This window comes from Bradyrhizobium sp. (genome assembly GCF_030646015.1).
Taxonomy (GTDB): domain Bacteria; phylum Pseudomonadota; class Alphaproteobacteria; order Rhizobiales; family Xanthobacteraceae; genus Bradyrhizobium.
The window spans coordinates 16,174-38,703 of the sequence record NZ_JAUSLT010000138.1; the positions used below are offsets into that span (position 1 = coordinate 16,174).

Here is a 22,530-nt window from a genome sequence, read left to right on the forward strand (position 1 = left end):
CCCTGGTCTTGCTACTCAAGCTCACATTTCAGTTGGCGTGCTACAATCTGGCTCATTGTCACATAGCCTACTCGAGAAGATTGCGGATTTGCCTCGTCATCATCGCATCATAGACTAAGACGGCCCCGGCACATAGACTATGCTGAACAGGATCAGGAAACCTGCCGGAGACGGTACGTGCTTCATATCCGCAGCATAAGCTGAGCCTTCGGGCACTCGAGCTCGCGCTCCAGTTTCAAACCAGGGTTTCAACCGCCGAGAAGAAAAGCGCAATGCTCCACATCACGATGGAGACGATCGCGCTCCAGCGCGCGAACAGCAAATAGGTTTCGCGCATGACCGTCGAGACCATCCTCTGCGCCACGGCCTGCGGCGGACGGCTCTCCTTGGGAAGATAGAGCCACATCTCGGTCCGGCGGTGATCCTTGGTGCGGGCTTCACGGGCCTTGAGGACGAGAACAAGGGTCATCAGCAAGCTCAGAAAACCTCCCGCCTGAAAGGCGGAACGCGGGACGAAGGACATGGCGATCAGGACGCAGAAAATGGCCAGCGATGCGAATCCGCACGCGCGCAGCACCGTTGTATAGGCAATCTGGCGCATCTCTTCCACGATCCGCCCTCCGTCTGCGCGGGACCTGAGCCCCAGCGTAGCGGCAAGGTCTCGCGCCCTCAACCTCGGGGCAGCCGGCTAGAGGCCGATTTTGAGAAAATTGCCGGCAGCGGGCAGTGCCAGGATCGCCGTCGTGGCAAGCCAGATCCAGAGCGATACGTTGTTTGACTCCGGGGCGCCGGTGACCCGCTCGTAGATCGCCGCCGGAATTCCGCCGATAATGACCGTGGCGGTCGAAACCATCAGCGACGCGAACATCAGCGTCAGCGACAGGTTGCCGAACAGCAGCGGGCCGGCGATCGTCTGCACGTAGAGCAGCGCGAAGATCAGCCACAGCTGGTTGAAGATGCCGTTGATCATGCCGAAGAACGCGATGCCGATGAAATAGAAGTTGCGGTTCATGACGCCGCTCCGCCGAGCTTGGGGGCGAGGTTCAACAGCAGCAATGTGTAGTGAAGCACGACGCGCAGCCAGAACATCCAGACGAAGCCGAACAGCCACAGCACGGCGGGAGCCGTGACCTTCGGGGTCACGATCGCGATGAGGCCGATCACGGGATCGGTGAACCGGCAAAAGAACCGCCAGATGTAGTTCGGCGAATCCGCGTCGACCATCAGGCCGAGCAGGAACCGGCCGAGCATGGTGTACATCAGCGCCGCCAGAACGAAGTTCGGCAGATGGTAATACCAGTAGGTGGCGATTGAGGCTGCAGTATCCAACGTCCGATGCTCCCCGCCGTGCTTCGACAATCGACCAACCGGGATGTGTGACGACACCGCGATCGTGCATGACAATGGCAAGCGCCGACTTCCCCGGCAAGAGCGGACGCAAGGTCATCGAAAACAAAACGGGGCCCCGAAGGGCCCCGTTCATCGAGATGTATTGCAGTGCTCTTAAGTGGTCTTCTCTTCGAGCACCGTCCTGCCGCGCGGCTTGCGGATATCGTCGACATAGGCCTGCATTTCCTTCGACGGTTCCTTGCCGAGCAGGCTGACCACGTAGATGACCGCGAAGCCGAGCGGTGCTCCCAGCATACCGCAGGCGATGTTGGTCAGGCCGAACCAGCCGACCTTGTTGGCCAGCGGGTGTGCCAGCGTCGGGAAGGCCTCCATGGCGTTGGGCAACGCCATGGCTTTCGCGATATCGACGATAGGCGCCCCCGTCACCGGGTTCAGCAGCGATGTCATGCCGTAATACTTCACGCCGGCGCCCGGGAAGTAGCGGGTTGTGACGAGATAGAACAGGCACAGTCCGAAGCCGGCAATGATGCCGCAGATCGCTCCCGTCGCCGTCGTGCGTTTCCACCAGACGCCCATCACGAGTGCCGGGAAGTTACCGGCCATCGCCAGCGAGAACGCCCAGCCGACCATGGCCAGGATATCCCCGGGCTTGGTGGCGGCCGTCGCCGCCGCAACAATGGCGACGATCAGCAGCAGTACGCGGGCGACCATCAGCCGGCGCACGGTCGGCGCGTTGGGATCGACCATCTTGTAGTAGACGTCGTGCGACAGCGCGTTGGCGATGGCGAGCAGCAGCCCGTCAGCGGTGGACAGTGCGGCGGCGAGGCCGCCGGCGGCGACCAGACCCGAGATTACATAGGGAAGTCCCGCGATCTCCGGGGTGGAGAGCACGATCACGTCGGTGTTGATCACGAAGTCCTGCAGCCTGACCACGCCGGTATGACCGGCGATGGCCTTGCAGGCCGCGACGATCGCATCGATGCTGCCGGCGTTCTTGCCGCAGATCTGGATCAACCCGAGCTCACCCCAGTTGAAAATCCAGGGTTTCAGCGCAGTGACATCTGCTCCGATGATGTTCGTGTAGACTTCCAGCTTCGAGAACGCCGCGTAGGCCGGCGCCGAGAAGTACAGCAGGAAGATGAACAGCAGCGACCACGCCACCGACTGGCGTGCTTCACGCACCGACGGGGTGGTGAAGTAGCGCATCAGGATGTGCGGCAGCGAAGCCGTACCGACCATCATGCAAAGGATGATCGCGAAGAAGTTCAACGGGCTGTAGTTGATGAACGGCGAGATATGCGGCTTGAGGTTGGCGACGGTCGCAAGACCGCTCGCCAGCATTTGCTGCTCCCGCGCGATAATGTCCGAGATGGCCAGTCCGTAGGTGAGTTCCGGAATCGGAAATCCGTACTTCTTGGTGGACAGGATCACGATGGGTGTCAGATAGGCGATGATCAGCACGATGTACTGGGCGACCTGGGTCCAGGTCACCGCCCGCATCCCGCCCAGCATCGAGCAGACCAGAATGCCGACAAGTCCGGCGAAAACGGCAAGTTCGAATGGCATGCCGAGGAAGCGCGAGGCGATAAGCCCGGTGCCGTAGATCTGCGCCGTCACATAGGTGAAGGAGCAGGCGACCAGCACGATCACGCCGAGCCCGCGGGCGAAATTGCCGCCGTACCGGAAGGCCAGGAAGTCTGGCACCGTATAGGCGCCGAACTTGCGCAGATACGGTCCGATCAGGATCGACACCAGCACGAAGCCGCCGGTCCATCCGAGCACCCATGCGATGCCGTCGTAACCGAGCAGGAACAGGGTGCCCGCCATGCCGACGAAGGACGCCGCCGACATCCAGTCGGCGCCGGTCGCCATGCCGTTATAGAACGCCGGCACGCTGCGGCCGGCGACGTAATATTCGGAAACCTGCGCCGTTCGCGAGAGCACGCCGATGATGGCGTAGACCGCCAGCGTGAAGAACACGAACAGGTAGCCGAGGATCTTGTTCGGAACCCCCATCTGCTCGAGCACTGCGATCAGGATGACGAACGCGAGGAAGCCGCCGGTGTAGATGCTGTAGACCCGCCCAAGGTTGTTGAGAAAGTCACCGCTGCCTGATGTAGATTCTGTAGCCATTTCCGTTCCCCCTAGTCTTCCTCGGCAAAGCCGTATTCGCGGTCAATCTTGTCCTGCTGTCTTGCGAACATGAACAGCATGACCACGAACACGATGAGCGATCCCTGCGCGGCCATGTAAAAGCCGAGCGGAAAGCCCAGGATCGGAATGATGATCTTGTTGAGCGGCACCACGAACATGTGGATGACATAACCGAAGAAGAACCAAACCCCGAGATGCATGAACATCAGCCGGGAGGTCTTTGCCCAGTGGGCTTCTTCTCGTTGCTTCAGGTCTGTAGATTCAGGCATGGGCTGCAAATCCTCCTCAAAGCACCGGTCGCAATGCGCCGGATGGACTGATCGAGGGGAATGCAAATCCCTTCAGCGCGGCGCCCCCCCTGCCGCCCTCCATCCGGTCTTGCGCCGGTATGGAGACGTTGAACGCTAGCACTACGAACGGTTCCGGCTTTATTATACTTTCGGGGAATATGAGAATGTTGCAACTGCGAAGCAAACAGGCGTTGAAAACATTGGACTTGGCAGAAGCCGGATAAGCTGGCGAACTGTCCTCGGTCCATTTTGCGGGAAAGACGGCGATGAAACTGTTCGACAAGTTGTTTCGTCCGCGTCCGCCGATTCGCGACCGGGAGGCGCTGGCGGACTTCGTCGACGCGCAATCGGCCTTCATCGTGCAAAAGGGAATCTACGAATATTCCCGTGCGCGCGCGGGCCACTATGCCAAGGTTCTGTTTGCCGAGAAGGAGTTCGCGCAATCCGTCGAGTATTCGCGCTGGCAGGCCTATCCGCTGGGCCTCTCGATGGTCGGCGAAATGATCAATGGCGTGCTGGCTTCCGAGGCCGACGGCATGCAGCGCCGGCAAATTCTCGACCAGCTCATCCTTGTCGTTCTTTCGGTATTCGACCGCTACCCGGTCCCTCCTTCGATCGGCGAGTCCGCCTGGCTTGCCGCGCGCAGCGACCTTGCGCACCGGCTCGATCTGGCTGGCGGGCATGCGCCCAGGCGCGTGATGGATATTCCAGATCCGCTGGCGGAAGCCTATTTCGCCATGATGCCGATCCACGAAAAGCTGCGCGGGCGGGATTTCCAGACCACCCGCAATTATCTCCGCGTCAGCCTGTGCAACATCCACGACGAATTGATCTCGCGCATGGACAGGGCCGCGGTGCAACGGACATTGCTCGCGGATGCCGTGGCATAATCATCACGTCGCGGCGGGTCAGGAGGGGCGATGGACAGCACGAGTGGCGGCGTCCCGCTTTTGTCGCTCGACGCCGTTGTCATCGATACCGAAACCACCGGGCTCGATCCGCGCAAGGCGCGGGTGATCGAACTCGCCGGGGTCCGCCTGTCCGGCGGAAAGCTGGCGGGCGATGGCGCGTTTCGCCAATTGCTGCGGCCGGGCGCTGAAAAGATCCCGGCGGAGACGACGCGCATTCACGGCATCGACGATGCCATGGTCGCGCAGTCGCCGACGTTCGCGGATGTCTGGCCGGATTTCCACAGGTTTCTCGGCCAGGCCATGGTGATCGGGCACACCGTCGGGTTCGACCTGGCGATATTGAAGCGCGAATGCGATCTTGCCGGCCTGCCGTGGCTGCGTCCGCGTACGCTCGATACAAGGCTGCTGGCGCAGATCGCAGCACCCGACCTGGCCGGCTATACGCTGGAGAACCTCGCCGCCTGGCTGGGCGTCGTCGCCGCCGGCCGGCATTCCGCGCTCGGGGACGCGACGACCACGGCGCGGGTGTTTCTGGCGCTGGTGCCGAAGCTGCGCGACCATGGCATCCGGACCGTTGCCGAAGCCGAACGGGCCTGCCTTGCGCTCACTTCCGTACTCGACGGTCAGGCGCAGAGCGGCTGGATCGAGGCCGTCGAGGCTCCGGCGCGCACGGACGCGGAACGGACCCTGAAACGCTTCGACAGCTACGCCTACCGGCACCGCAATCGCGACATCATGCGGGTGCCTCCGGTGTTCGTGGAATCCGGCGCGTCGGTGCACGACACCCTCGCGCGGCTGGCGAGCGAGAAGATCTCGGCCGTCTATGTGGCGCCGCACGCTGCGTCCGGCGGCGTCAAGGCGGCGGAGGCGGGCATTGTCACCGAGCGTGACCTGCTGCGCGCGATCGCCCGGTTCGGCGCCGCCGCGCTCGATCTGCCGGTCGGGCAGATCATGAGCCGGCCGCTCACGGCGGTTCCGGCGGATGCTTTCGTCTATCGCGCCATCGGCCGCATGAATCGCCTGAAGACCCGCCATCTCGGCGTCGTCGATGAAACCGGCAGCGTGGTCGGCGCCTTGTCCGCGCGCGATCTGCTGCGCCTGCGCGCAGGCGAAGCGATATCGCTCGGCGACGAGATCGACGACGCCGCGGACGCGCCCGCGCTGGCGGTGGCCTGGGCCAAGCTGCCGCGGGTCGCGGAATCGCTGCTGGCGGAAGGGCTGTCCGGCCGCGACATCGCGGAAGTGATCTCGCGCGAACTCGGCGCGCTCACCAGGCAGGCTGCCGTGATCGCCGAGCGGATCATGCGCGAGCGCGGCCACGGCGACCCGCCCTGCGGTTATGCCCTGATCGTGCTCGGATCGGCCGGACGCGGGGAAAGCCTGCTCGCGATGGACCAGGACAATGCCGTGATCTTCGAACATGGCGAGCCGGACGGCGAGCAGGATCGCTGGTTTGCCGCGCTCGGAACCCATGTCGCGGATATCCTGCATGAGGTCGGCGTGCCCTATTGCAAGGGTGGCGTGATGGCCAGCAACGCGCCCTGGCGCGGCTCGGTCGCGACCTGGAAGGACCGCGTCGACCACTGGATCACGCGCTCCAGGCCTGCGGACCTGCTGTCGGTCGATATCTTCTTTGACCTGCGGGCCGTCTGCGGTGATGGCGGTCTTGCCGTCGCGGTGAGGCAGGCCGCCTTCGCGGCCGCCGAGGGCGAGCTCGCCTTCGCCAAGCTGCTGGTCGAGGGCATCAGCATTCCCGCGAGCCTGAAGCTCTTCGGCGGCATCCGCACCGAAGCCGGTCGCATCGATCTGAAGGCGGCCGGGCTATTCGGTCTCGTCGCCGCAGCGCGGGCGCTGGCGATCCGCTATCACGTGATGGATCGATCGACGCAGGCGCGGTTAGCCGGCGTGAAGGCGCTCGTTGACGTCAGCCAGAGCGATCTCGATGCGCTCGTCGAAGCCCAAGGCGTGTTTCTCGATCTCATCCTGTCGCAGCAGGTCGAGGATATCGCCCACGGGATCCCGCCCTCCAACACCGTTTCGGTGAAGCGATTGACGGCCCGCGACCGCGATCGTTTGCATGCGGCGCTTCGCGCGGTCACCGCGATCAATGCCCTGACCCGCGATCTCCTGTTCAGGCAGTGATCCGGGACGGGGAATGCTGCGATGCACAACGGGTGGGTTAACCGCTTTGCGGCGTGACGGCATTGTGCGCTTGCATGCGAACGCCGGTCAGACGACAATCGCCGGGAAAACTCGCTTGGCAGGCTTTCTTGCAAAGCGGTCAAGGGCTTGCCGCAACCGTCTCACAAGAAATCGTCTCACAAGAAATCAATGACCGCCGCTGTCAGCACCCATCTCGTTATCGCCGATGACCATCCGCTGTTTCGCGATGCCTTGCGACAGGCGGTCGCCAGCGTCGTGCCGTCGGCGAAGATCGGCGAAGCGGGGTCCTTTGACGAATTGACCAAGCTGCTGGAGCGGGATTCCGATGTCGATCTGGTGCTGCTCGATCTGACCATGCCGGGTATCAGCGGCTTCTCCGGCCTGATTTACCTGCGCGCGCAATACCCGGCGATCCCCGTGGTGATCGTCTCGGCCAGCGACGACGGCGGCACCATCCGCCGTTCGCTGGATTTCGGCGCCTCCGGCTTCATTCCCAAGCGCTTCGGGGTCGAGACGCTGCGCGACGCTATTGTGAAGATCATGGAAGGCGACGTCTGGATCCCGCCGGACACCGATCTCACCTCCACCGCCGACCCGGATATGACGCGGCTGCGCGACCGGCTGGTGACGCTGACCCCGCAGCAGGTGCGGGTGCTGATGATGCTGTCGGAAGGTCTGCTCAACAAGCAGATCGCCTACGAACTCGGCGTGTCGGAAGCCACCATCAAGGCGCACGTATCGGCGATCCTGCAGAAGCTCGGCGTCGAGAGCCGCACCCAGGCCGTGATCGCCGCCGCCAGGATTTCCGGCGGCCAGTGGCGGCAAGGCACACCCTCGGCGACGTAGCCGTTGCGTAAACAAACCGACTCGAAGCCATCATCGGCTACATCTGGATGCGACAACAGCGGAGGACGCCATGGCCTATTTCCAGCGAAAAATGGACGGCATCGAGCGGGGCGGCAAGATTGCCGCCGATGTATTCTGCGTTCTCCTGCTGGGAGTCATGGCGGTGGGATGCCTGGGCATTTTATCGGGTGTCGTCGCGAGCGTGCTGGTTGTGCTGGGCGTGCTGACCATCGATTATTACACGGCTGATCCGGACGATCATGTCGCCGGCGTCATTCGATAGGCGCCTTTGGGGCATCACGGCCGCGCGGTTCGCTTTTTAGGAGCGGCATATCGCGTGAGCGAGCCTCATCCTCATCGGATGTAAAAAAATCTTCGCCAGGCCAACTTGCGCGAAAACACCGATTTGTCGAACAGATTCAACGAATCGACCCGACGGGCAAATCACTTCCGATTATCGGAAATTGAAAGTCAAGCCCCGCGCCTGAAAATATTTCTGTTTTCCAGAAGTGAGCGCCGGTCTATAAGCATGGCCATCCCGTCCCATTCGAGAGGGGCGTTTCGCGAGCGTCACGAACGCGGGGCGGGGAAGCGGTGGACGCAGCGGGTGCTCCTGACGAGGGCGCCTGATGCGGATGGCGAAATCGTGTGGTCCCGGCACCCTCAGGCTGGTGTCAAGTTCGCAGCTCAGGCTCGCGGGCGACGGTGGCAAAAGTGCAGAGCTCACCGAGGAGAGCACCTATAAGCCTTAAACCATCGCGCAGGGAAAGTCGGGATGCCTCCGCTGCCCTGTATGCTCGTGTGCGTATTCTCGTGCATTTTTTGCACACGAGACCGCGGGTGCAGCGCGCACCCGGCTTTCCCTGCGCCCTCTCTGTTTCGGAGGGTGGCAATCGACGCAAAGCTCGGACGCATGGCGCCGCGAGAATGCGGACGTGCATCTGCTGTTGAAAGTTGATTCAAACTCCCAAAGCGTCATTGCGAGGAGCTCTCTTGTCCGCCCGAAGGCGGTCTTCGGCGGACAATAGCGCTTCTCGCAATGACGTTGATGGATTGGTGCGTACGTCGGATTATTCCCGTAGCCCGGATGGAGCGCTTGCGTAATCCGGGGCCACCGCCGCGTTGGTCCCGGATTGCGCCATCGGGCGCGCATTCGCGCGACCGCTGGCTCCATCCAGGCTACCAACTGTGCTTGCTACTCCGCCGCCACCATCTGCTGGGTCCGCCACTGCCCGAGCAGTGCGCGCAGGCTGGCCGGCTTGACCGGCTTGTTGAGCACCGCGATGTTCTCGTCGCGCGCCGCGTCCCGCACATGCGGACTGCGATCGGCGGTGATCAGGATCGCGGGAATGTTCTCGCCGAAGCGGCGGCGGATGTCCCGGATCGCGGCGACGCCGTTGCCGCGGTCGAGGTGATAGTCGACCAGCAGGCCGGTGACCGGTTCGCCGGCGGCCTCGATCGCCTCGATGGCGGCTTCGGGATCGGCCACCGCGATGACCTCGGCGTCCCAGGCCGTCAGCAGGGTCTTCATGCCGTCCAGGATCGCCGGGTCGTTCTCGATGCACACGATCAGCGAGCCGCTCATCGGCGTCCTCGACAGCGGCGTCGCGCTGGTGACCGCGCCGGTGACGGTGGCGGCGCTGGCGACCGGCACCGTCACCGAAAAGAACGAGCCACCGCCGGCATTGGAGTCGATCGCGATGCCGTGGTTGAGGACGCGCGCGAGCCGCTCGACGATCGACAGCCCGAGGCCGAGGCCGCGCGCGATCCGCGCGCCCTGTTCCAGCCGATGAAACTCCTTGAAGATCTCGCCGCGCTTGATCACGGGAATGCCGACGCCGGTGTCATAGACCCCGATCTGCAGCGACTGGCCGTGACGCCGGCAGCCGACCAGCACACGGCCGCGCGGGGTGTATTTGATCGCGTTGGAGATCAGGTTCTGCAGCAGCCGGCGCAGCATCAGGCGGTCGGATTCCACCGCCAGCGAGCACGGCACGAAAGTCAGCTTCAGCGCCTTGGCCCGGGCAATCGGCGCGAACTCGATTTCCAGCGAACGCATCAGGTCGCCGATCTTGAAGCTCGAGATCGACGGCGTCATGGCGCCGGCGTCGAGCCGCGAGATGTCCAGCAGCGCGCCGAGGATTTCCTCGATCGCCTCCAGCGAATCGTCGATGTTTTCCACCAGCCGCGAATCCTCGCCGCCGTTCTGGCGTTCCACCAGACTCGTGACGTAGAGCCGCGCCGCGTTCAGCGGCTGCAGGATGTCGTGGCTCGCGGCGGCCAGGAAGCGCGTCTTCGAGATGTTGGCGTCCTCGGCGGTGCTCTTGGCCCGCGCCAGTTCCGAATTCAGGCGGGTGAGTTCCTCGGTGCGGTCGCGCACGCGCTTTTCCAGCGTCGCATTGGCGCGTTCCAGCGCCTCGGCCGCCTCGAACGACGGCGTGACGTCGGAGAAGGTGATCACCAGTCCGCCGCCGGGCATCCGGTTAGCGCGCACCTCGATCACCATGTGGCGATCCGGCAGCCGTTCCAGATACGGCTCGCCCACGGTGGTATAGGCGGCCAGCCGCATCTCCAGCAACGAGGAGCCATCGGTATCGCCGAAGCCGGGAGGACGGTTCGCCCCCATGTATTCCAGGATCTCCTGCAACGGAATCCCGATCTGCACGAGGTGCAGCGGAAGTCCGAGAATTTCGCCGAACTGCTGGTTGGAACAGATCAGCTGCAGTTCTGCGTCGAACACGGCGATGCCCTGCCGCACATGGTTCAGCGCGGTCTGCAGGATCTCGCGGTTGAAGTGAAGGGCGGCATGGGAATCGTCGAGCAGTTTCAGCGCGGCCTTGGCGGAGACGGTGCGCTTGCGGAGCAGCAGCGACATCACCAGCCGCGAGGACGCCGCGCCGATCGACGAGGCGATCAGATGTTCGGCATGCTGCAGCAATTCGAAATCGGCGGGCGCGGCCGGGTCGAGCGCGGTGTTGCGTGCGATCGCGAAGGCCTCGAACGAATGACTGGCGCGATCGGGGCCGAGATATTGCGCCACCGTGCTCTGAATGTCCTGCACGGTCACCGTGGTGCGCCAGCGCCGGAATGCCGGGGTCGTCGGCGCCAGCGTGCTCGGCGCAAACAGGTCGGCCTGCAGCCGTTCGATCGAGGACGGCTGGCGCGCCATCGACAGCACGATATAGGTCAACAGGTTGAGCGACAGCGACCACAGCACGCCGTGCAGCAGCGGCGGCAGGTCGGCGCCGAACAAAGCTCGCGGACGCAACGCCTCGATGCCGAACGGACCGTGCTGCAGCAGCAGCATGCCGGCGGTATTGCCCTCGAGGAAGCTCGGCAGGAACAGCGTGTAGATCCAGACCGCGACGCCGACCAGCATGCCTCCCATGGCGCCTCGCGCGGTGGCGCGGCGCCAGAACAGGCCGCCGAAGAACGACGGCGCCAGCTGCGCGACCGCCGCAAAGGACAACAGGCCGATCGCCGCCAGCTGGGCGTTGCCGAGCGCCCGATAGTAGAAATACGCCATCACCATGATGGCGAAAATCGCAAAGCGGCGAACCCGGAGCAGGAAGTTGCCGAAATCTTTCTGGCCGGCGCGGGATTCACGGCTTCGCTGCAGCACCAGCGGCACCACGATGTCGTTCGAGACCATGATCGACAATGCGACGCATTCGACGATCACCATGGCGGTGGCCGCCGACAGGCCGCCGACGAAGACGATGACGCTGAGCACGGGAGAACTGGCCTGCATCGGCAACGCCAGCACGTACATGTCGGCCTCGACGGCGCCGAACGGGAAGGTCACGAGCCCGGCGATCGCGATCGGAATCACGAACAGGTTGATGGCGACCAGATACAGCGGAAACAGCCAGCGCGCCCGGCCCACCTCGGCGTCGCTGGAATTCTCGACCACGCTGACGTGAAACTGGCGCGGCAACAGCATGATCGCGAAGAACGACAGCAGCGTCATGGTGAGGAAATTGCCGATCGAGGGCGTGTATTCGAGGGCCCGTACCGCCTCCGGGGTCTTCATCGCGCGTTCGATCAGATCGACGGGTGAGAACATCCAGAAGGTGACGAAGGCGCCGACCGCGATGAAGGCCACCAGCTTGACGATGGATTCGGTGGCGATCGCCAGCATCAGGCCATGCTGGTGTTCGGTCGCGTCGGTCTGCCTGGTACCGAACAGCACCGCGAATACCGCCATCGCCAGCGTGACGATCAGCGCGACATCGCCGATGATCGGAATCGAGGAGAAGGCCTGGTCTTCGCTCAGGATGGTTCCGAGCGACGACGCCACCGCCTTGAGCTGCAGCGCGATGTAGGGCACCGAGCCGATGATCGCGATCGCCGCGACCGTGGCGGCGACCGCCTGGCTCTTGCCGTAGCGCGCGGCGATGAAATCGGCGATCGAGGTGATGTTCTGCGATTTCGCCAGCTTGATGACACGGCGCAGCAGCGGGGTACAGAACGCGATCATCAGGATCGGGCCGACATAGATCGCGAGAAAGTCGACGCCGGTGCGGGTGGCGAAGCCGACCGAGCCGAAGAATGTCCAGGAGGTGCAGTAGATCGCCAGCGACAGCGGGTAGATCAGCGCGCTGGCGCGGCCGCGCTGGGTCGGCGAGAGGCGGTCGCCGTAGCTGGCAACCAGAAACAGGAACAAGATGTAGCCGAAAGCGGCTGCGATCACGCCCCAGTCGTGCAGCATGGCTGCTTACCTCCCTCGCGTTTCGGCGCTGCACCCGGGGCCGTCGCGGGAGCCATTATAAACGGATTGGGCCGGTAGCACATGGTGCAACCGGCCCAAATTCCCGTTTCGAGAGGAAGGGTTACTCCGCCGCCAGCGATTTCGCGCGCAGCGGCAGGCCGAGGCGATCCCAGACCTGCAGCAGCGCTTCGGCGAGCTGATCGATCAGGCCGTCGTCATGATAGGGCGAGGGCGTGATCCGCAGCCGCTCGGATCCCTTGGCGACGGTCGGGTAGTTGATCGGCTGGATATAGATGCCATGCTCTTCCAGCAGGATATCGCAGGCCCGCTTGCAGGCCTCGGGGTCGCCGACGAACAGCGGCACGATATGGGTTTCGCTCGACATCACGGGCAGGCCCGCGGCGTTGAGGATCGCCTTGACGCGGGCGGCGCGGTCCTGATGGCGCTCGCGCTCCCAGCTCGAGGTCTTCAGGTGCCGGATCGCGGCGGTGGCCGCCGAGCAGATTGCGGGCGGCAGCGCGGTCGTGAAGATGAAGCCGGGCGCATAGGAGCGCACCGCGTCGACGATGTCGGCGCTGGCGGCGATATAGCCGCCGAGACAGCCGAACGCCTTGGCCAGCGTGCCTTCCAGAACGTCGATGCGGTGCATGACGCCGTCGCGCTCGGCGATGCCGCCGCCGCGCGGGCCGTACATGCCGACCGCGTGAACTTCGTCGACATAGGTCATCGCGCCGTATTTCTCGGCGAGATCGCAGATCTTGGCCAAGGGTGCCACGTCGCCGTCCATCGAATACAGGCTCTCGCAGGCGATCAGCTTGGGCCGGTCCGGTCCCGCGGCGATCAGCAGTTCTTCCAGATGCGCCATGTCGTTGTGGCGGAAGATCTGGCGCTCGCAGCCGGCCTGGCGGACACCCTCGATCATCGAATTGTGGTTGAGCGCGTCCGACAGGATCAGGCAGTTCGGAATCAGTTTTGCGATCGTCGAGATGCCGGTCTGGTTCGAGACATAGCCCGAGGTGAACAGCAATGCGGCCTGCTTGCCATGCAGGTCGGCGAGTTCGGCTTCGAGCTGCACCAGCGGGTGATGGGTGCCCGCGATGTTGCGGGTGCCGCCGGCGCCGGTGCCGACCCGGGTCGCGGTCTCGACCATGGCGCCGACCACTTTCGGGTGCTGGCCCATGCCGAGATAGTCGTTGGAGCACCAGATCACGACATTGCGCGGCCCCTTCGGGGAATGCCACACCGCGTGCGGGAACCGGCCCGCGATCCGCTCGAGATCGGCGAAAACCCGGTAGCGCCGCTCGTCATGCAGGCGGCTGAGGGCGGTGCTGAAGAACTGGCTGTAATCCATCGCGAAACCTGAAACGGTGCGTGAAGCCGGAGCGGCGAGCCTCTTTTTAGAGCGTTTCTACAATTAATGTCGAGCGGGAATCGGGGCCTTGATCAGGATCAAGTCCGGTCTGCGCCGCGCGCAATTCGCTGGCCATGGGGCGCCCCGACGGCCCGGGCGCTTCGTCCTGTTCATGCATTGAGCGGGGCGTCGATTAACCCGCAGTTTACCATGTTGGCGGTAGCTTTCCGGCTCGAGGATTCCAAAAAGGGTCACGCGTATGGCGTTCCGCGCAAATCAGCAGCTCCGCGACGACATCTGGGATTACCGGTACAAGTCTTCCGCGCCTGCCGCCCCTGAACCCGAAAACATCGTGAGTTTGGCGGCTCCCCCCGCGCCGAGGAACGACGGCGTCACCGCGCTCGACCTCGTGCACCAGGCCGCCGAAATCTTCAAAGGCATGGAAAACCATGCGCGCGAAACCGAAGCGCGGGCGAAGGCGGTGTGCGAAGACCTCGCCGACAAGCTGCGGCTTGCCGAAACGCAAAAGGACGCCGCCGAGCAGGCGCGCCGCGAAGTCGTCAACGAACTCAATGGCAAGCTCCAGGACGTATCGAGAGCCTTGCAGCAGGCCCAGTCGCGCATCATGGGTGCGGAAGAACGAACGGTAGCCGCCGAATTTCGCGCCCAGGCCGCCGAAGCCAAACTCTACAGAGCCAACCAGGAACTCGCCGCCGTCGAGGAAGCCATCCGCAAGCGGCTGCTCTGAGCACCCGTCGCTGCATGCCGTCGGTTTCGGTTTTCAGGTGGTCCTGAAGCGCAGTACGCCGTCGGTTTCCTCGGCGATCAGTCGCCCCTCGACCAGCATGTAATTGACGTGCGCGATCAGCTCGCCGGCGGCAAAGCCCATCTGGTGCACGTCGAGCACGTGCTTGTGGAACACCACCGGCACCAGCTCCTTCGAAGTCTGCGGGATTTCCCGGCAGGCATCGGCGATCAGTCCGCAGCGTTCCTCGTGATGATCGGCCAGCTGCTTGATGCGGGTCTTCAATCCGTAGAACGGCACGCCGTGGCCGGGCAGCACCAGCACATCATAGGGCAGCGTGGTGGTGAGGCTGGCCAGCGAAGCCAGATATTCGCCGAGTGAATTCTGGTCGGGTTCGACCGCCCAGACGCTGACATTGGGCGAGATCTTGCTCAGCACCTGATCGGCCGACAGGAACAGCTTGTCGGCGGCGCAATACAGCATCACCTGGTCGAGCGCGTGGCCGCCACCGGTGATCACCTTGAAGCGCCTCGTGCCGATCGAAACCTCGTCGCCATGCGAGATCCGGCGATAGGACGGCGGCAGCGTCGAGACCCGCTTCAGATAATCCTGGCCGCGGCCGAGCAATTTGTCAGTCAGGTTCTCGTCCATGCCGTGACGGCGGAAGAACAGCCGCTGCGCGTTGCGCCGGTCCTCGGTGCCGCGGTTCTGGTGATAGACCGATTGCAGATATTCCACCTGCGACATCTCGAGCGGACAGTGGAAGCGATCGACGATCCATCCCGCGAGGCCGACATGATCGGGATGCGAATGGGTCACGATCAGCCGCGTGACCTTGACGTGGCTGAGCGGGCCCTCGAACAGCGCGGTCCAGGCCGCGATGGTTTCCTCGTTGCCGAATCCGGAATCCACCATCGCCCAGCCGTCGCCGTCGGCGAGCAGATAGATGTTCACGTGGTTGAGGCGGAACGGCAGCTTGAGCCGGACCCACAATATTCCGGGCCTCACCTCGACGACCTGATCGTGGCCGGGGTGATTTTCCCAGGGGTAGCGCAGCGCCTCGGCCGAGGACGGTACCGTGTCTGTCTTGGAATGCATCGGTTGGGTTTCGCGATTGTCGTTATCGACTTAACCGCACAATCGGCGCGACGCCAGCCGAAAAACAACGGCGATTCCGGCAATCACGGGGAATGCGGGCCTCAAGGCCGGCAAAGGCCCGTCCATTCATGCATAGCCGTCATTCCCCGGTGCGCCATTGCGCACCTGAGGTCTGGTGCTGGCGCACCGCCCCGGAATGACGAAGGCTTACGCCGCCCGGATATTCGTCAGGAACGCGTCGATTTCCGAGCGCAGCACGTCAGCCTCACGGCGCAGTGCCGCAGATGCGCTCAGCACCTGGCCGGCGGCGGCGCCGGCCTCGGCGGACGCGGTGGAGACCCCGATGATATTGCTGGAAACCTCGGATGTGCCTCCGGCGGCATGCTGAATGTTGCGGGCGATCTCGCGCGTCGCCGCACCCTGCTCCTCGACCGCCGCCGCGATCGCCGCCGTCACCTCGTTGATCTCGCTGATCGTCATCGAGATGTTCCGGATGGCGCCGACTGCCGAGGTCGTCACCGTCTGCATGCTGGCGATCTGCTGGCGGATTTCGTCGGTCGCCTTCGCGGTCTGGTTGGCGAGGCTCTTCACCTCGGAAGCGACCACGGCAAATCCGCGGCCGGCCTCGCCGGCGCGCGCGGCCTCGATGGTGGCGTTGAGCGCCAGCAGATTGGTCTGCGAGGCGATGGTCTGAATGAGGTCGACCACGACGCTGATGCGGCCGGCATTATCGGCAAGCCCCTGCATGGTGGCGTCGGTGGTGCCGGCATCGTCGACCGCCTTGCGGGCGATTTGCGCCGACGTGACCACCTGGCGGCCGATTTCGGAGATCGATGACGACAGTTCCTCGGTGCCCGCGGACACCGTCTGCACGTTGACCGAGGTTTCCTCGGCGGCGGACGCCACCGCGCTCACCAGCGCGCTGGATTGATCTGATGTCACCGACATCGCCTGTGCGGTGGTCTGCATCGAATTGGCCGAATTCTGCAGGGTGTCGAGCGCAGTGCGGACGGTGGCCTCGAATTCGACGATCCGGGCTTCCATGCGCGAGGCGCGCTCGGCCTTGGCGATGCGGTCCTTGTCTTGGTCGGCACTGAGCGAGCGGGCCTCGATCATGCTCTCGCGGAATACCTCCAGCGAATCGGCCATCGCCCCGATCTCGTCGTGCTGGCTGGAGCGATAGATTTCGGTTTCGAGGTCGCCGCTGGACAGCACCTGCATCGAGCGCTGCAGATTGCCGATCCGGCGCAGGATGTTGCGGCCAACATAGAGCCAGACGAACAGCACGGACCCGATCAGGGTCGCAGCACCCAGCCCCTGCATGACGATGGTCGCCAGCGAAATTTCCTTGCCCGCCTGCGCGGTCGAGGCGTCGGTTTCGCCCCGCACGCCCTCGACCAGCTGCTGCACGCTGATGCCGAGGCCGACATTGAGCTTGCGGCTTTCTTCGAGAATGGCCTGGCCATAATCGGCGTTGTCGAGTTCCTTCTGGCGAATCTTGAAGACGCCGGTCTTGCCTTCGCCCAGTCCCATCACGGCCGCAGCCGCAGCGCGGAGCGCGGTGGTCGACGAGCCGGTGGGCAGCAGGTCGAGATTCTTCTTGACGCGCTGCTGCGCGGTGCGGAATTCCTTCTCGATGATCTCCAGCGCGTCGCTGGAGTCGGACGAAAGCGCCGATATCAAATTGAACGCCATCAGGTTGCCGCCGGCGACGACGTCGCCGAGCTGTTCGACGACCTGTTCCGCCTTTGTGGCTTCTTCCTGGGAGAAATCGGGGGCGCCGAAGATGCCGTTGAGCTGGGTCTGCGCGTCGAGCATCGCGGGCCCGGCGGCCTTCACGAAGGCGGCCTGGGCCGCGCGCACGGCGCCGTAGAGCTTGTCGTGCTGGGCACCGGTTTCGAGGCGCTCGCGCGCTGCGTTGCCGAGGCTCTGGATCATTTCGTCGATGTTCTTCACGGTCTCGGCGAGGTTGGACACCACCGTCTTGTCGGCGCCGAGCGCGGTGATCTCGCCGAGCTTGGCCAGCGTGATCGCCTGGGTTTCCTTCATCTTCTTGGCGCGATCCTTCAGAATCTCCTCGCTCTGCGAGGCCAGCAGCGCCGGCCCCTGGCTGGCGAGGCTTGCGCTCTGTTCGGAGAGCTGCAGGCTGGCCGCCAGGCGAGGGATGTCCCGCCCGCTCAGTTCGACCATCGCTCCGCCGAGATGTCCGAGCACCATGCCGGCGCCGAGGCTGATGACGATCGCCATGCCCGCGATGACCGCGAAAGCGGCGAACAGACTGCCCCTCACCCCCCAACGCGGACGCAGGAGACCCAGGATCCCACCAAGCCTGGTGATTGTGACAAGCCTACCGATCGTGAATCGCAACGCCATGCCGTCCCCGCCCACATCTTCAGGATGAATCTTCTGGCCAACAGTATCGCGTTACCGGGTTAACAAAATCACGAGGATTTGAACGGCCGCGAAATTTTTGCGAATCGACAAAACGAAAGGTTGGCTGACGCATATTCCGCAACCCGGCATTTCCGTGAGATTGCTCGACTGCTCAGTACCTCGCCGCGGTCGAACCCAGGTTGAAGCGATAGTTCACGCCGGCTTTCAGGGTGTGCTCGTCGTTGCTGAACGTGCCGAACGGGACCAGCGCGGCCGGCGCGACGAAGCGGCTCTTGCCGAAGTCGTAATACTGATACTCGGCCTTGGCCGACCAGTTCGGCGTGAACAGATATTCGATGCCGGCGCCGACGGTGTAGCCGTCGCGATGATCGCGATTGAGCGTGAAGGCGACCGGAGCGCCGCCGAACGTCAGGGTTTCGCTAGGGCTGGAATAGGCATAGCCGCCCTTGGCATAGAACAGCGCCGGACCCCAGGAGTAACCGAGACGGCCGGTGACGGAGCCGAGCCCGCGCTGGTTGTTGCTGTAGACGAAGCCGGCGGGGAAGATCGAACCGATCTTGTTGCTGCTGAGCCAGGAGTACTGGCCTTCGACGCCGACGACGAAGTTGCCGGCGAACTGAAAGTCGGCGCCAACCTGAACGCCGCCGAGGAACCGGGCGTCATAGTTGCTCAGCGCGAGGCCGTTGAAGTTGGTGCTGCCGCTGAAGGCCCCGCCGGCGTGACCGCCGAGGTAGAAGCCGGTCCATTGGTAGATCGGCGCCGCATAGGCCGGCGCCTGGCCGTAAGGACGAGCCCCGAGATCGGCTGCAACGGCGGGCACGCCGACGCCAAGAACGATGAGAGCGACAATACCGGGAATGAGCTTCATGATGCAGTCTCCGACGGATTCCGGCGGGCGGCGTATCGGTGCCGCCCATGCCGAGGAGTTAGACGGCATTTGAATAAAATGCCGTGACCAGCTTGCCGGAGCGAAGACTGCCGGGGGCCAAACGCTCTGCGTACTTAATGAAGCCTTAACGAAAAAAGGCCGGCATGAAGCCGGCCTTTCGTCAGTGTCGCGGGAAACCGGAGATCAGTACCGTGCAGCAACCGGGGCGCCGCCGAGGTTGAAGCGGTAGTTGATGCCGGCCTTGACGGTATGCTCGTCATTGCGGGTGCTGCCGAACTGCGTCAGCACCGCGGGCGTCACGAAGTTGGTCTTGCCGAAGTCGTAGTACTGATACTCGACCTTGCCCGACCAGTTCTGCGCGAACATGTATTCCAGGCCGGCGCCGACGGTGTAGCCGTCATGGTGGCTGCTGTTGGTCGAGAACGGCTGCGGCACGCCGCCGAACGTCAAAGACTCATTGTAGTCGGAGTAGGCATAGCCGCCCTTGACGTAGAGCAGGGCCGGACCCCAGGTGTAGCCGAGACGGCCGGTCACCGAGCCGAGGCCACGCTGGTTGTGGGTGTAGGCGTAGCCAGCGCCAGCGCCAGTGAAGGCAACGCTGTTGTTGTTGCTGCCGAGCCAGGAGTACTGGCCTTCGATGCCGAGCACCCAGTTCGGAGCGAACTGGTAGTCGGCGCCGCCCTGCAAGCCGCCGAGGAAGCGGCCGTCGCCGTCGTTGTTGTTGGTGCCGAGAAAACCGTTGCTGCCGCCGAAGGCGCCGCCGACGTGACCACCGATGTAGAAGCCGGTCCAGTTGTAGATCGGCGCGTACGCCGCGGGAGCTGCCTTGGTGTAGGGACGAGCGGCCATATCGGCTGCAAGTGCTGGTACGGTCGCGCCGAGAGCGATGAGGGCCACAGTACCGAGGAGGAAGTTCTTCATTAGTTGTAGTCTCCAGAAGTCATTTTTAATTTTGCAAGATTAGCCGCGCAGCGGCGTCGTCCATGGCGCGCACTTAGACAGCTTCCGCACAAAATGCTGTCACCCATCGGACACATCGGGAAGGTTCCGCTCGATTCAAATAACATCGATTTTTACGTGCTTAATTCGGCCTCAATGAACTCCAAATGAGGCCTTAGTCGCCGCGTGTTTCGTGCAGTTGTTTTCAAATCGCGCCGTCCCTCGATCGAAGATTCCGCCAAACACGTCCCACACGATTGAAGATTACGCTTTCTGCGGCGTCAGCCTCTCAATCAGCTCGCAAACGTCGGGCCGGACGCTCTGCCGGATGTTTCTGATTGTGCGATCACTTCGCTGTGATTGAGTTTGCTTCGGCATCGAGGCGCGAATGTCATCGACGCGAGCTTAGGCCGGGAAGACAAAACGCCGACGTGACGCGAATCGGGAGCGGATAGCGCGCATGACCGTCTCAGCCGAGGCGGCGGCGGACCTCGTCCCGCATCTGTTCGCGGAAGGCTTCCCGGCGCGCGGGTCTCTCGGTCTCGGGGACATTATGCCGGTCGAAGATGTTGAAGTTGTCGAGGATCGGATGACGGTCGCTGGCCATCGCCAGAACGCGAAGCTGTTCGGCGACCTGTTTGCTGGGACCGGTGACTTCCCATCGGCGAATCATGTTGGCTCCGGCGTCCGCGGCGAGACCGCATAGCTTCGCCATATCGGCGACCGACAGCGGCCTGCCGATGGCGTCACCGAGATCCGCGCGAAGCTGCTTCAGTTCATGGCCGGTCATGGTCGAGAATCAGTTGTCGAACGCTGCATCTGCATGACCTGATCCACCGGCATCGTGGCATGATTGAGGTTCGCCGATCTGAAACGGCCCTCCCGTCCCCACGCCCACCCAACAGCAATGCGGCCGATGCCATGGCGTCGCGGGCCAGGCTGAAACCATATGCCGGCGGATATGCCTTTTCCGCACCGCCGCTCCTACCAACCCACGTGTCTTTCGGCTTTGATGGCTGGGGTATCGGAAGGTATTCGCCATGACGCGCGCGCTGGCGCGCGAACTCGGCGAAGACGGCATCACGGTCAATGTCATCGCGCCGGGCTTCACGCTGACCGAAGCCAGCCTCGGCTTGATGGAGAACGCCGCCGAATACGGCGTTACGCGGGGCGCCCTGAAGCGCGCCGCCGGAACCGACGACATGGTCGGCGCCGCCCTGTTCTTCGCTTCATCCGCCGCCAGTTTCATCACCGGCCAGACCCTGATCGTCGACGGCGGCCGTCAGTTTAATTGAAACGGGGTAAGGAGGCGCATTCGCTGCGCCCGGAAACTCTCGCGTTCTGCAGGGCGCGGTTTACAGGTCGATCAGCCCGCCCCTTGACTATTGTCCTCTCAGCGACCGCTCCATGGAGTTGTGCCGAATTCGGCAGGCATCGGCATTACATCCGGTTCTTCGGTAGCCTTTCGCAGAATCGCAGCCTTGATCGTTTCGCTTGTGACTTCGATCGGCGTGCCATCGGCGTCCACGCTGAGAACTCCCACAACCGCGACCGGTGCACTCATGATGTAGGTTTCCGCCAGATCCATCTGCTTCGTTATTTCGGCCCGGATGAATTGCGGCGTCCAGCCAGCGGGAAGACCCTTCACCGCGGAATACTCGTCGTCGGAAATGGTCTGCGCGTGCCAGCGCATCTGTTCGATCATTTTCTGTGGAGAATATGCCGGTGGCTTTCCGGCGGCCGCCATGACGAGCGGACCGATGGGACACATGTTGGCGGAGATCGCGACGATATCGGCAAAATCTCGCGCTTTCCTTCGGCTTGAGGCCGCAAGAACCTTGTTGATTGCGAGATCTGCCTGATGAAGCCGAAGTCCCCATTGTTCGTCCCTGACAAGAGGGAAGAAACGAATTCGTGTGTCGCTCATCCATTGGATGACGGTCGATGACGAATTGTCGGAGACCGTCGCTTCATAGGTTCCATAGGCCCTGACATCGACGGTGACGCGGAAGCCCTCCCTCTCCAGATCGGCGATGTCTTTTTCCGCAACTTCGGAGACTTCTTCGTCGGTGTCGTGAAAAATGTCGATGTCGTCCGAACGGCGCGGCCAGTCGAGATTCAGGATGAGGCCTCCTGCCAGATAGCTGGATTGGGAGCGGTTCAGGGACAGCCGTTGCATGATCCGCTTTTGAAGATCGGTAAGGGCCATTATACGCGCTCCGCATGGGAAAGGAGTTCGCGTCCAAGCGCGAAAGCCCGGGCGTCGCCCCTCTCGATCATCGCCTTTGCAACCACGCTTGCACGGGCACGAAGATTGGGCAGACGATCGAGATCGACGTTGTCCAGAATGCGGACCCTGTATAGCGCCAGCGCTTGATCGAACGCCGCCTGCAGATCCTTGTCGTTTCGATGATCGGCCCGAAGACGTTCAGCCAGACGAAGCACATCGTCCCGTGCGGACGAAGGTACCAGGACCTCCACCCTCACAAGATCCGCTGCACCCCCGGAACGACGATATTTCTCAATGCGCTTTCGGACGGACATGGTATTTCCCGTTCAAATTCAATATATTACCCGTATCCCGGATACGCAATGCCTCAGTTCGAGGGAGACTTCGGATGAAAGCTGATCACGGACGCCAGTGCGGCTCGCCAAACCCCGAACTGGCGCATGGTTGATTTTCCAGCGC

The 22,530-nt window shown here is 63.2% G+C and carries 20 protein-coding genes; 6 read left to right on the forward strand and 14 right to left on the reverse strand.

From position 1 onward, the window contains the following. Positions 1 to 235 precede the first annotated feature (235 nt). The 5 genes from Q7T45_RS21130 to Q7T45_RS21150 form a co-directional block, all read right to left on the reverse strand. Positions 236 to 610 (reverse strand): hypothetical protein, encoded by a 375-nt coding sequence (locus Q7T45_RS21130; protein WP_304873284.1) that lies wholly within the window; start codon positions 608 to 610, stop codon positions 236 to 238. A 78-nt stretch (positions 611 to 688) separates the two neighbouring features. Further along, positions 689 to 1,012, reverse strand: a complete 324-nt coding sequence (locus Q7T45_RS21135; protein WP_304873285.1) for a hypothetical protein — start codon at positions 1,010 to 1,012, stop codon at positions 689 to 691. Further along, positions 1,009 to 1,329 carry a hypothetical protein gene (locus tag Q7T45_RS21140; RefSeq protein ID WP_304873286.1) on the reverse strand — a complete coding sequence of 107 codons (321 nt, stop codon included), beginning with the start codon at positions 1,327 to 1,329 and terminating at the stop codon, positions 1,009 to 1,011. The genes Q7T45_RS21135 and Q7T45_RS21140 overlap by 4 nt, the downstream gene beginning before the upstream one ends. 174 nt (positions 1,330 to 1,503) lie before the next feature. After that, on the reverse strand, positions 1,504 to 3,483 hold the full coding sequence (locus tag Q7T45_RS21145) for a sodium:solute symporter family protein (RefSeq protein WP_304873287.1): 1,980 nt from the start codon (positions 3,481 to 3,483) through the stop codon (positions 1,504 to 1,506). 11 nt (positions 3,484 to 3,494) lie between these two features. Beyond that, on the reverse strand, positions 3,495 to 3,773 hold the full coding sequence (locus tag Q7T45_RS21150; protein WP_304873288.1) for a DUF4212 domain-containing protein: 279 nt from the start codon (positions 3,771 to 3,773) through the stop codon (positions 3,495 to 3,497). A 287-nt stretch (positions 3,774 to 4,060) separates the two neighbouring features. Between Q7T45_RS21150 and Q7T45_RS21155 the strand changes: the two genes are divergently transcribed. The 4 genes from Q7T45_RS21155 (at position 4,061) to Q7T45_RS21170 (ending at position 7,997) form a co-directional block, all read left to right on the forward strand. Further along, complete coding sequence (locus Q7T45_RS21155) at positions 4,061 to 4,684, forward strand: hypothetical protein (RefSeq protein WP_304873290.1); 624 nt, start codon at positions 4,061 to 4,063, stop codon at positions 4,682 to 4,684. Between the two features lie 30 nt (positions 4,685 to 4,714). After that, positions 4,715 to 6,847 carry a DUF294 nucleotidyltransferase-like domain-containing protein gene (locus tag Q7T45_RS21160; RefSeq protein ID WP_304873291.1) on the forward strand — a complete coding sequence of 711 codons (2,133 nt, stop codon included), beginning with the start codon at positions 4,715 to 4,717 and terminating at the stop codon, positions 6,845 to 6,847. A 189-nt stretch (positions 6,848 to 7,036) separates the two neighbouring features. After that, positions 7,037 to 7,714, forward strand: coding sequence for a response regulator transcription factor (locus Q7T45_RS21165; RefSeq protein ID WP_304873293.1), 678 nt, complete (start codon positions 7,037 to 7,039; stop codon positions 7,712 to 7,714). A gap of 70 nt (positions 7,715 to 7,784) precedes the next feature. Continuing rightward, the gene (locus Q7T45_RS21170) at positions 7,785 to 7,997 is read left to right on the forward strand and encodes a hypothetical protein (protein ID WP_304873294.1); all 213 of its coding nucleotides are present in this window, start codon (positions 7,785 to 7,787) and stop codon (positions 7,995 to 7,997) included. A 912-nt stretch (positions 7,998 to 8,909) separates the two neighbouring features. On the opposite strand, the gene Q7T45_RS21175 is transcribed toward Q7T45_RS21170, so the two are convergent. Together Q7T45_RS21175 and hemA are read right to left on the reverse strand one after the other, a co-directional pair. After that, the gene (locus tag Q7T45_RS21175) at positions 8,910 to 12,425 is read right to left on the reverse strand and encodes a hybrid sensor histidine kinase/response regulator (protein WP_304873295.1); all 3,516 of its coding nucleotides are present in this window, start codon (positions 12,423 to 12,425) and stop codon (positions 8,910 to 8,912) included. A gap of 121 nt (positions 12,426 to 12,546) precedes the next feature. Continuing rightward, positions 12,547 to 13,776 carry a 5-aminolevulinate synthase gene (hemA, locus tag Q7T45_RS21180; RefSeq protein ID WP_304873296.1) on the reverse strand — a complete coding sequence of 410 codons (1,230 nt, stop codon included), beginning with the start codon at positions 13,774 to 13,776 and terminating at the stop codon, positions 12,547 to 12,549. A 259-nt stretch (positions 13,777 to 14,035) separates the two neighbouring features. On the opposite strand from hemA, the gene Q7T45_RS21185 reads away from it, so the two are divergent. Further along, positions 14,036 to 14,524 carry a hypothetical protein gene (locus tag Q7T45_RS21185; RefSeq protein ID WP_304873297.1) on the forward strand — a complete coding sequence of 163 codons (489 nt, stop codon included), beginning with the start codon at positions 14,036 to 14,038 and terminating at the stop codon, positions 14,522 to 14,524. 33 nt (positions 14,525 to 14,557) lie between these two features. Here the strand turns inward: Q7T45_RS21185 and Q7T45_RS21190 are convergent, their stop codons facing one another. From Q7T45_RS21190 to Q7T45_RS21210, 5 genes are all read right to left on the reverse strand, one after another. After that, a complete protein-coding gene (locus Q7T45_RS21190; protein ID WP_304873299.1) occupies positions 14,558 to 15,619 on the reverse strand; it encodes an MBL fold metallo-hydrolase in 1,062 nt (353 codons plus the stop codon). 207 nt (positions 15,620 to 15,826) lie between these two features. Then, on the reverse strand, positions 15,827 to 17,992 hold the full coding sequence (locus tag Q7T45_RS21195; RefSeq protein WP_304873300.1) for a methyl-accepting chemotaxis protein: 2,166 nt from the start codon (positions 17,990 to 17,992) through the stop codon (positions 15,827 to 15,829). A 172-nt stretch (positions 17,993 to 18,164) separates the two neighbouring features. Further along, positions 18,165 to 18,881: an outer membrane protein gene (locus Q7T45_RS21200; protein WP_304873301.1), complete on the reverse strand. Its 717-nt coding sequence runs from the start codon at positions 18,879 to 18,881 to the stop codon at positions 18,165 to 18,167. Between the two features lie 204 nt (positions 18,882 to 19,085). Then, positions 19,086 to 19,823, reverse strand: a complete 738-nt coding sequence (locus tag Q7T45_RS21205) for an outer membrane protein (RefSeq protein ID WP_304873302.1) — start codon at positions 19,821 to 19,823, stop codon at positions 19,086 to 19,088. A 487-nt stretch (positions 19,824 to 20,310) separates the two neighbouring features. Next, entirely contained in the window at positions 20,311 to 20,631 is a 321-nt protein-coding gene (locus Q7T45_RS21210) for a hypothetical protein (RefSeq protein WP_304873304.1), read from the reverse strand. Between the two features lie 250 nt (positions 20,632 to 20,881). On the opposite strand from Q7T45_RS21210, the gene Q7T45_RS21215 reads away from it, so the two are divergent. Further along, positions 20,882 to 21,136 (forward strand): SDR family oxidoreductase, encoded by a 255-nt coding sequence (locus Q7T45_RS21215; RefSeq protein WP_304873305.1) that lies wholly within the window; start codon positions 20,882 to 20,884, stop codon positions 21,134 to 21,136. A 98-nt stretch (positions 21,137 to 21,234) separates the two neighbouring features. On the opposite strand, the gene Q7T45_RS21220 is transcribed toward Q7T45_RS21215, so the two are convergent. After that, positions 21,235 to 22,050, reverse strand: a complete 816-nt coding sequence (locus Q7T45_RS21220; RefSeq protein ID WP_304873306.1) for a hypothetical protein — start codon at positions 22,048 to 22,050, stop codon at positions 21,235 to 21,237. Next, positions 22,050 to 22,385 carry a hypothetical protein gene (locus Q7T45_RS21225; RefSeq protein ID WP_304873307.1) on the reverse strand — a complete coding sequence of 112 codons (336 nt, stop codon included), beginning with the start codon at positions 22,383 to 22,385 and terminating at the stop codon, positions 22,050 to 22,052. The genes Q7T45_RS21220 and Q7T45_RS21225 overlap by 1 nt, the downstream gene beginning before the upstream one ends. Between the last annotated feature and the right edge of the window lie 145 nt (positions 22,386 to 22,530).

Bases quoted from the DNA above. Each gene is read 5' to 3' on its own strand.
- Q7T45_RS21200 (WP_304873301.1), bottom strand. From the start codon at position 18,881: ATGAAGCTCATTCCCGGTATTGTCGCTCTCATCGTTCTTGGCGTCGGC.
- Q7T45_RS21185 (WP_304873297.1), top strand. From the start codon at position 14,036: ATGGCGTTCCGCGCAAATCAGCAGCTCCGCGACGACATCTGGGATTAC.
- Q7T45_RS21205 (WP_304873302.1), bottom strand. From the start codon at position 19,823: ATGAAGAACTTCCTCCTCGGTACTGTGGCCCTCATCGCTCTCGGCGCG.
- Q7T45_RS21145 (WP_304873287.1), bottom strand. From the start codon at position 3,483: ATGGCTACAGAATCTACATCAGGCAGCGGTGACTTTCTCAACAACCTT.
- Q7T45_RS21150 (WP_304873288.1), bottom strand. From the start codon at position 3,773: ATGCCTGAATCTACAGACCTGAAGCAACGAGAAGAAGCCCACTGGGCA.
- Q7T45_RS21160 (WP_304873291.1), top strand. From the start codon at position 4,715: ATGGACAGCACGAGTGGCGGCGTCCCGCTTTTGTCGCTCGACGCCGTT.
- Q7T45_RS21175 (WP_304873295.1), bottom strand. From the start codon at position 12,425: ATGCTGCACGACTGGGGCGTGATCGCAGCCGCTTTCGGCTACATCTTG.
- hemA (WP_304873296.1), bottom strand. From the start codon at position 13,776: ATGGATTACAGCCAGTTCTTCAGCACCGCCCTCAGCCGCCTGCATGAC.
- Q7T45_RS21215 (WP_304873305.1), top strand. From the start codon at position 20,882: ATGACGCGCGCGCTGGCGCGCGAACTCGGCGAAGACGGCATCACGGTC.
- Q7T45_RS21195 (WP_304873300.1), bottom strand. From the start codon at position 17,992: ATGGCGTTGCGATTCACGATCGGTAGGCTTGTCACAATCACCAGGCTT.
- Q7T45_RS21225 (WP_304873307.1), bottom strand. From the start codon at position 22,385: ATGTCCGTCCGAAAGCGCATTGAGAAATATCGTCGTTCCGGGGGTGCA.
- Q7T45_RS21210 (WP_304873304.1), bottom strand. From the start codon at position 20,631: ATGACCGGCCATGAACTGAAGCAGCTTCGCGCGGATCTCGGTGACGCC.
- Q7T45_RS21220 (WP_304873306.1), bottom strand. From the start codon at position 22,050: ATGGCCCTTACCGATCTTCAAAAGCGGATCATGCAACGGCTGTCCCTG.
- Q7T45_RS21170 (WP_304873294.1), top strand. From the start codon at position 7,785: ATGGCCTATTTCCAGCGAAAAATGGACGGCATCGAGCGGGGCGGCAAG.
- Q7T45_RS21155 (WP_304873290.1), top strand. From the start codon at position 4,061: ATGAAACTGTTCGACAAGTTGTTTCGTCCGCGTCCGCCGATTCGCGAC.
- Q7T45_RS21135 (WP_304873285.1), bottom strand. From the start codon at position 1,012: ATGAACCGCAACTTCTATTTCATCGGCATCGCGTTCTTCGGCATGATC.
- Q7T45_RS21165 (WP_304873293.1), top strand. From the start codon at position 7,037: ATGACCGCCGCTGTCAGCACCCATCTCGTTATCGCCGATGACCATCCG.
- Q7T45_RS21190 (WP_304873299.1), bottom strand. From the start codon at position 15,619: ATGCATTCCAAGACAGACACGGTACCGTCCTCGGCCGAGGCGCTGCGC.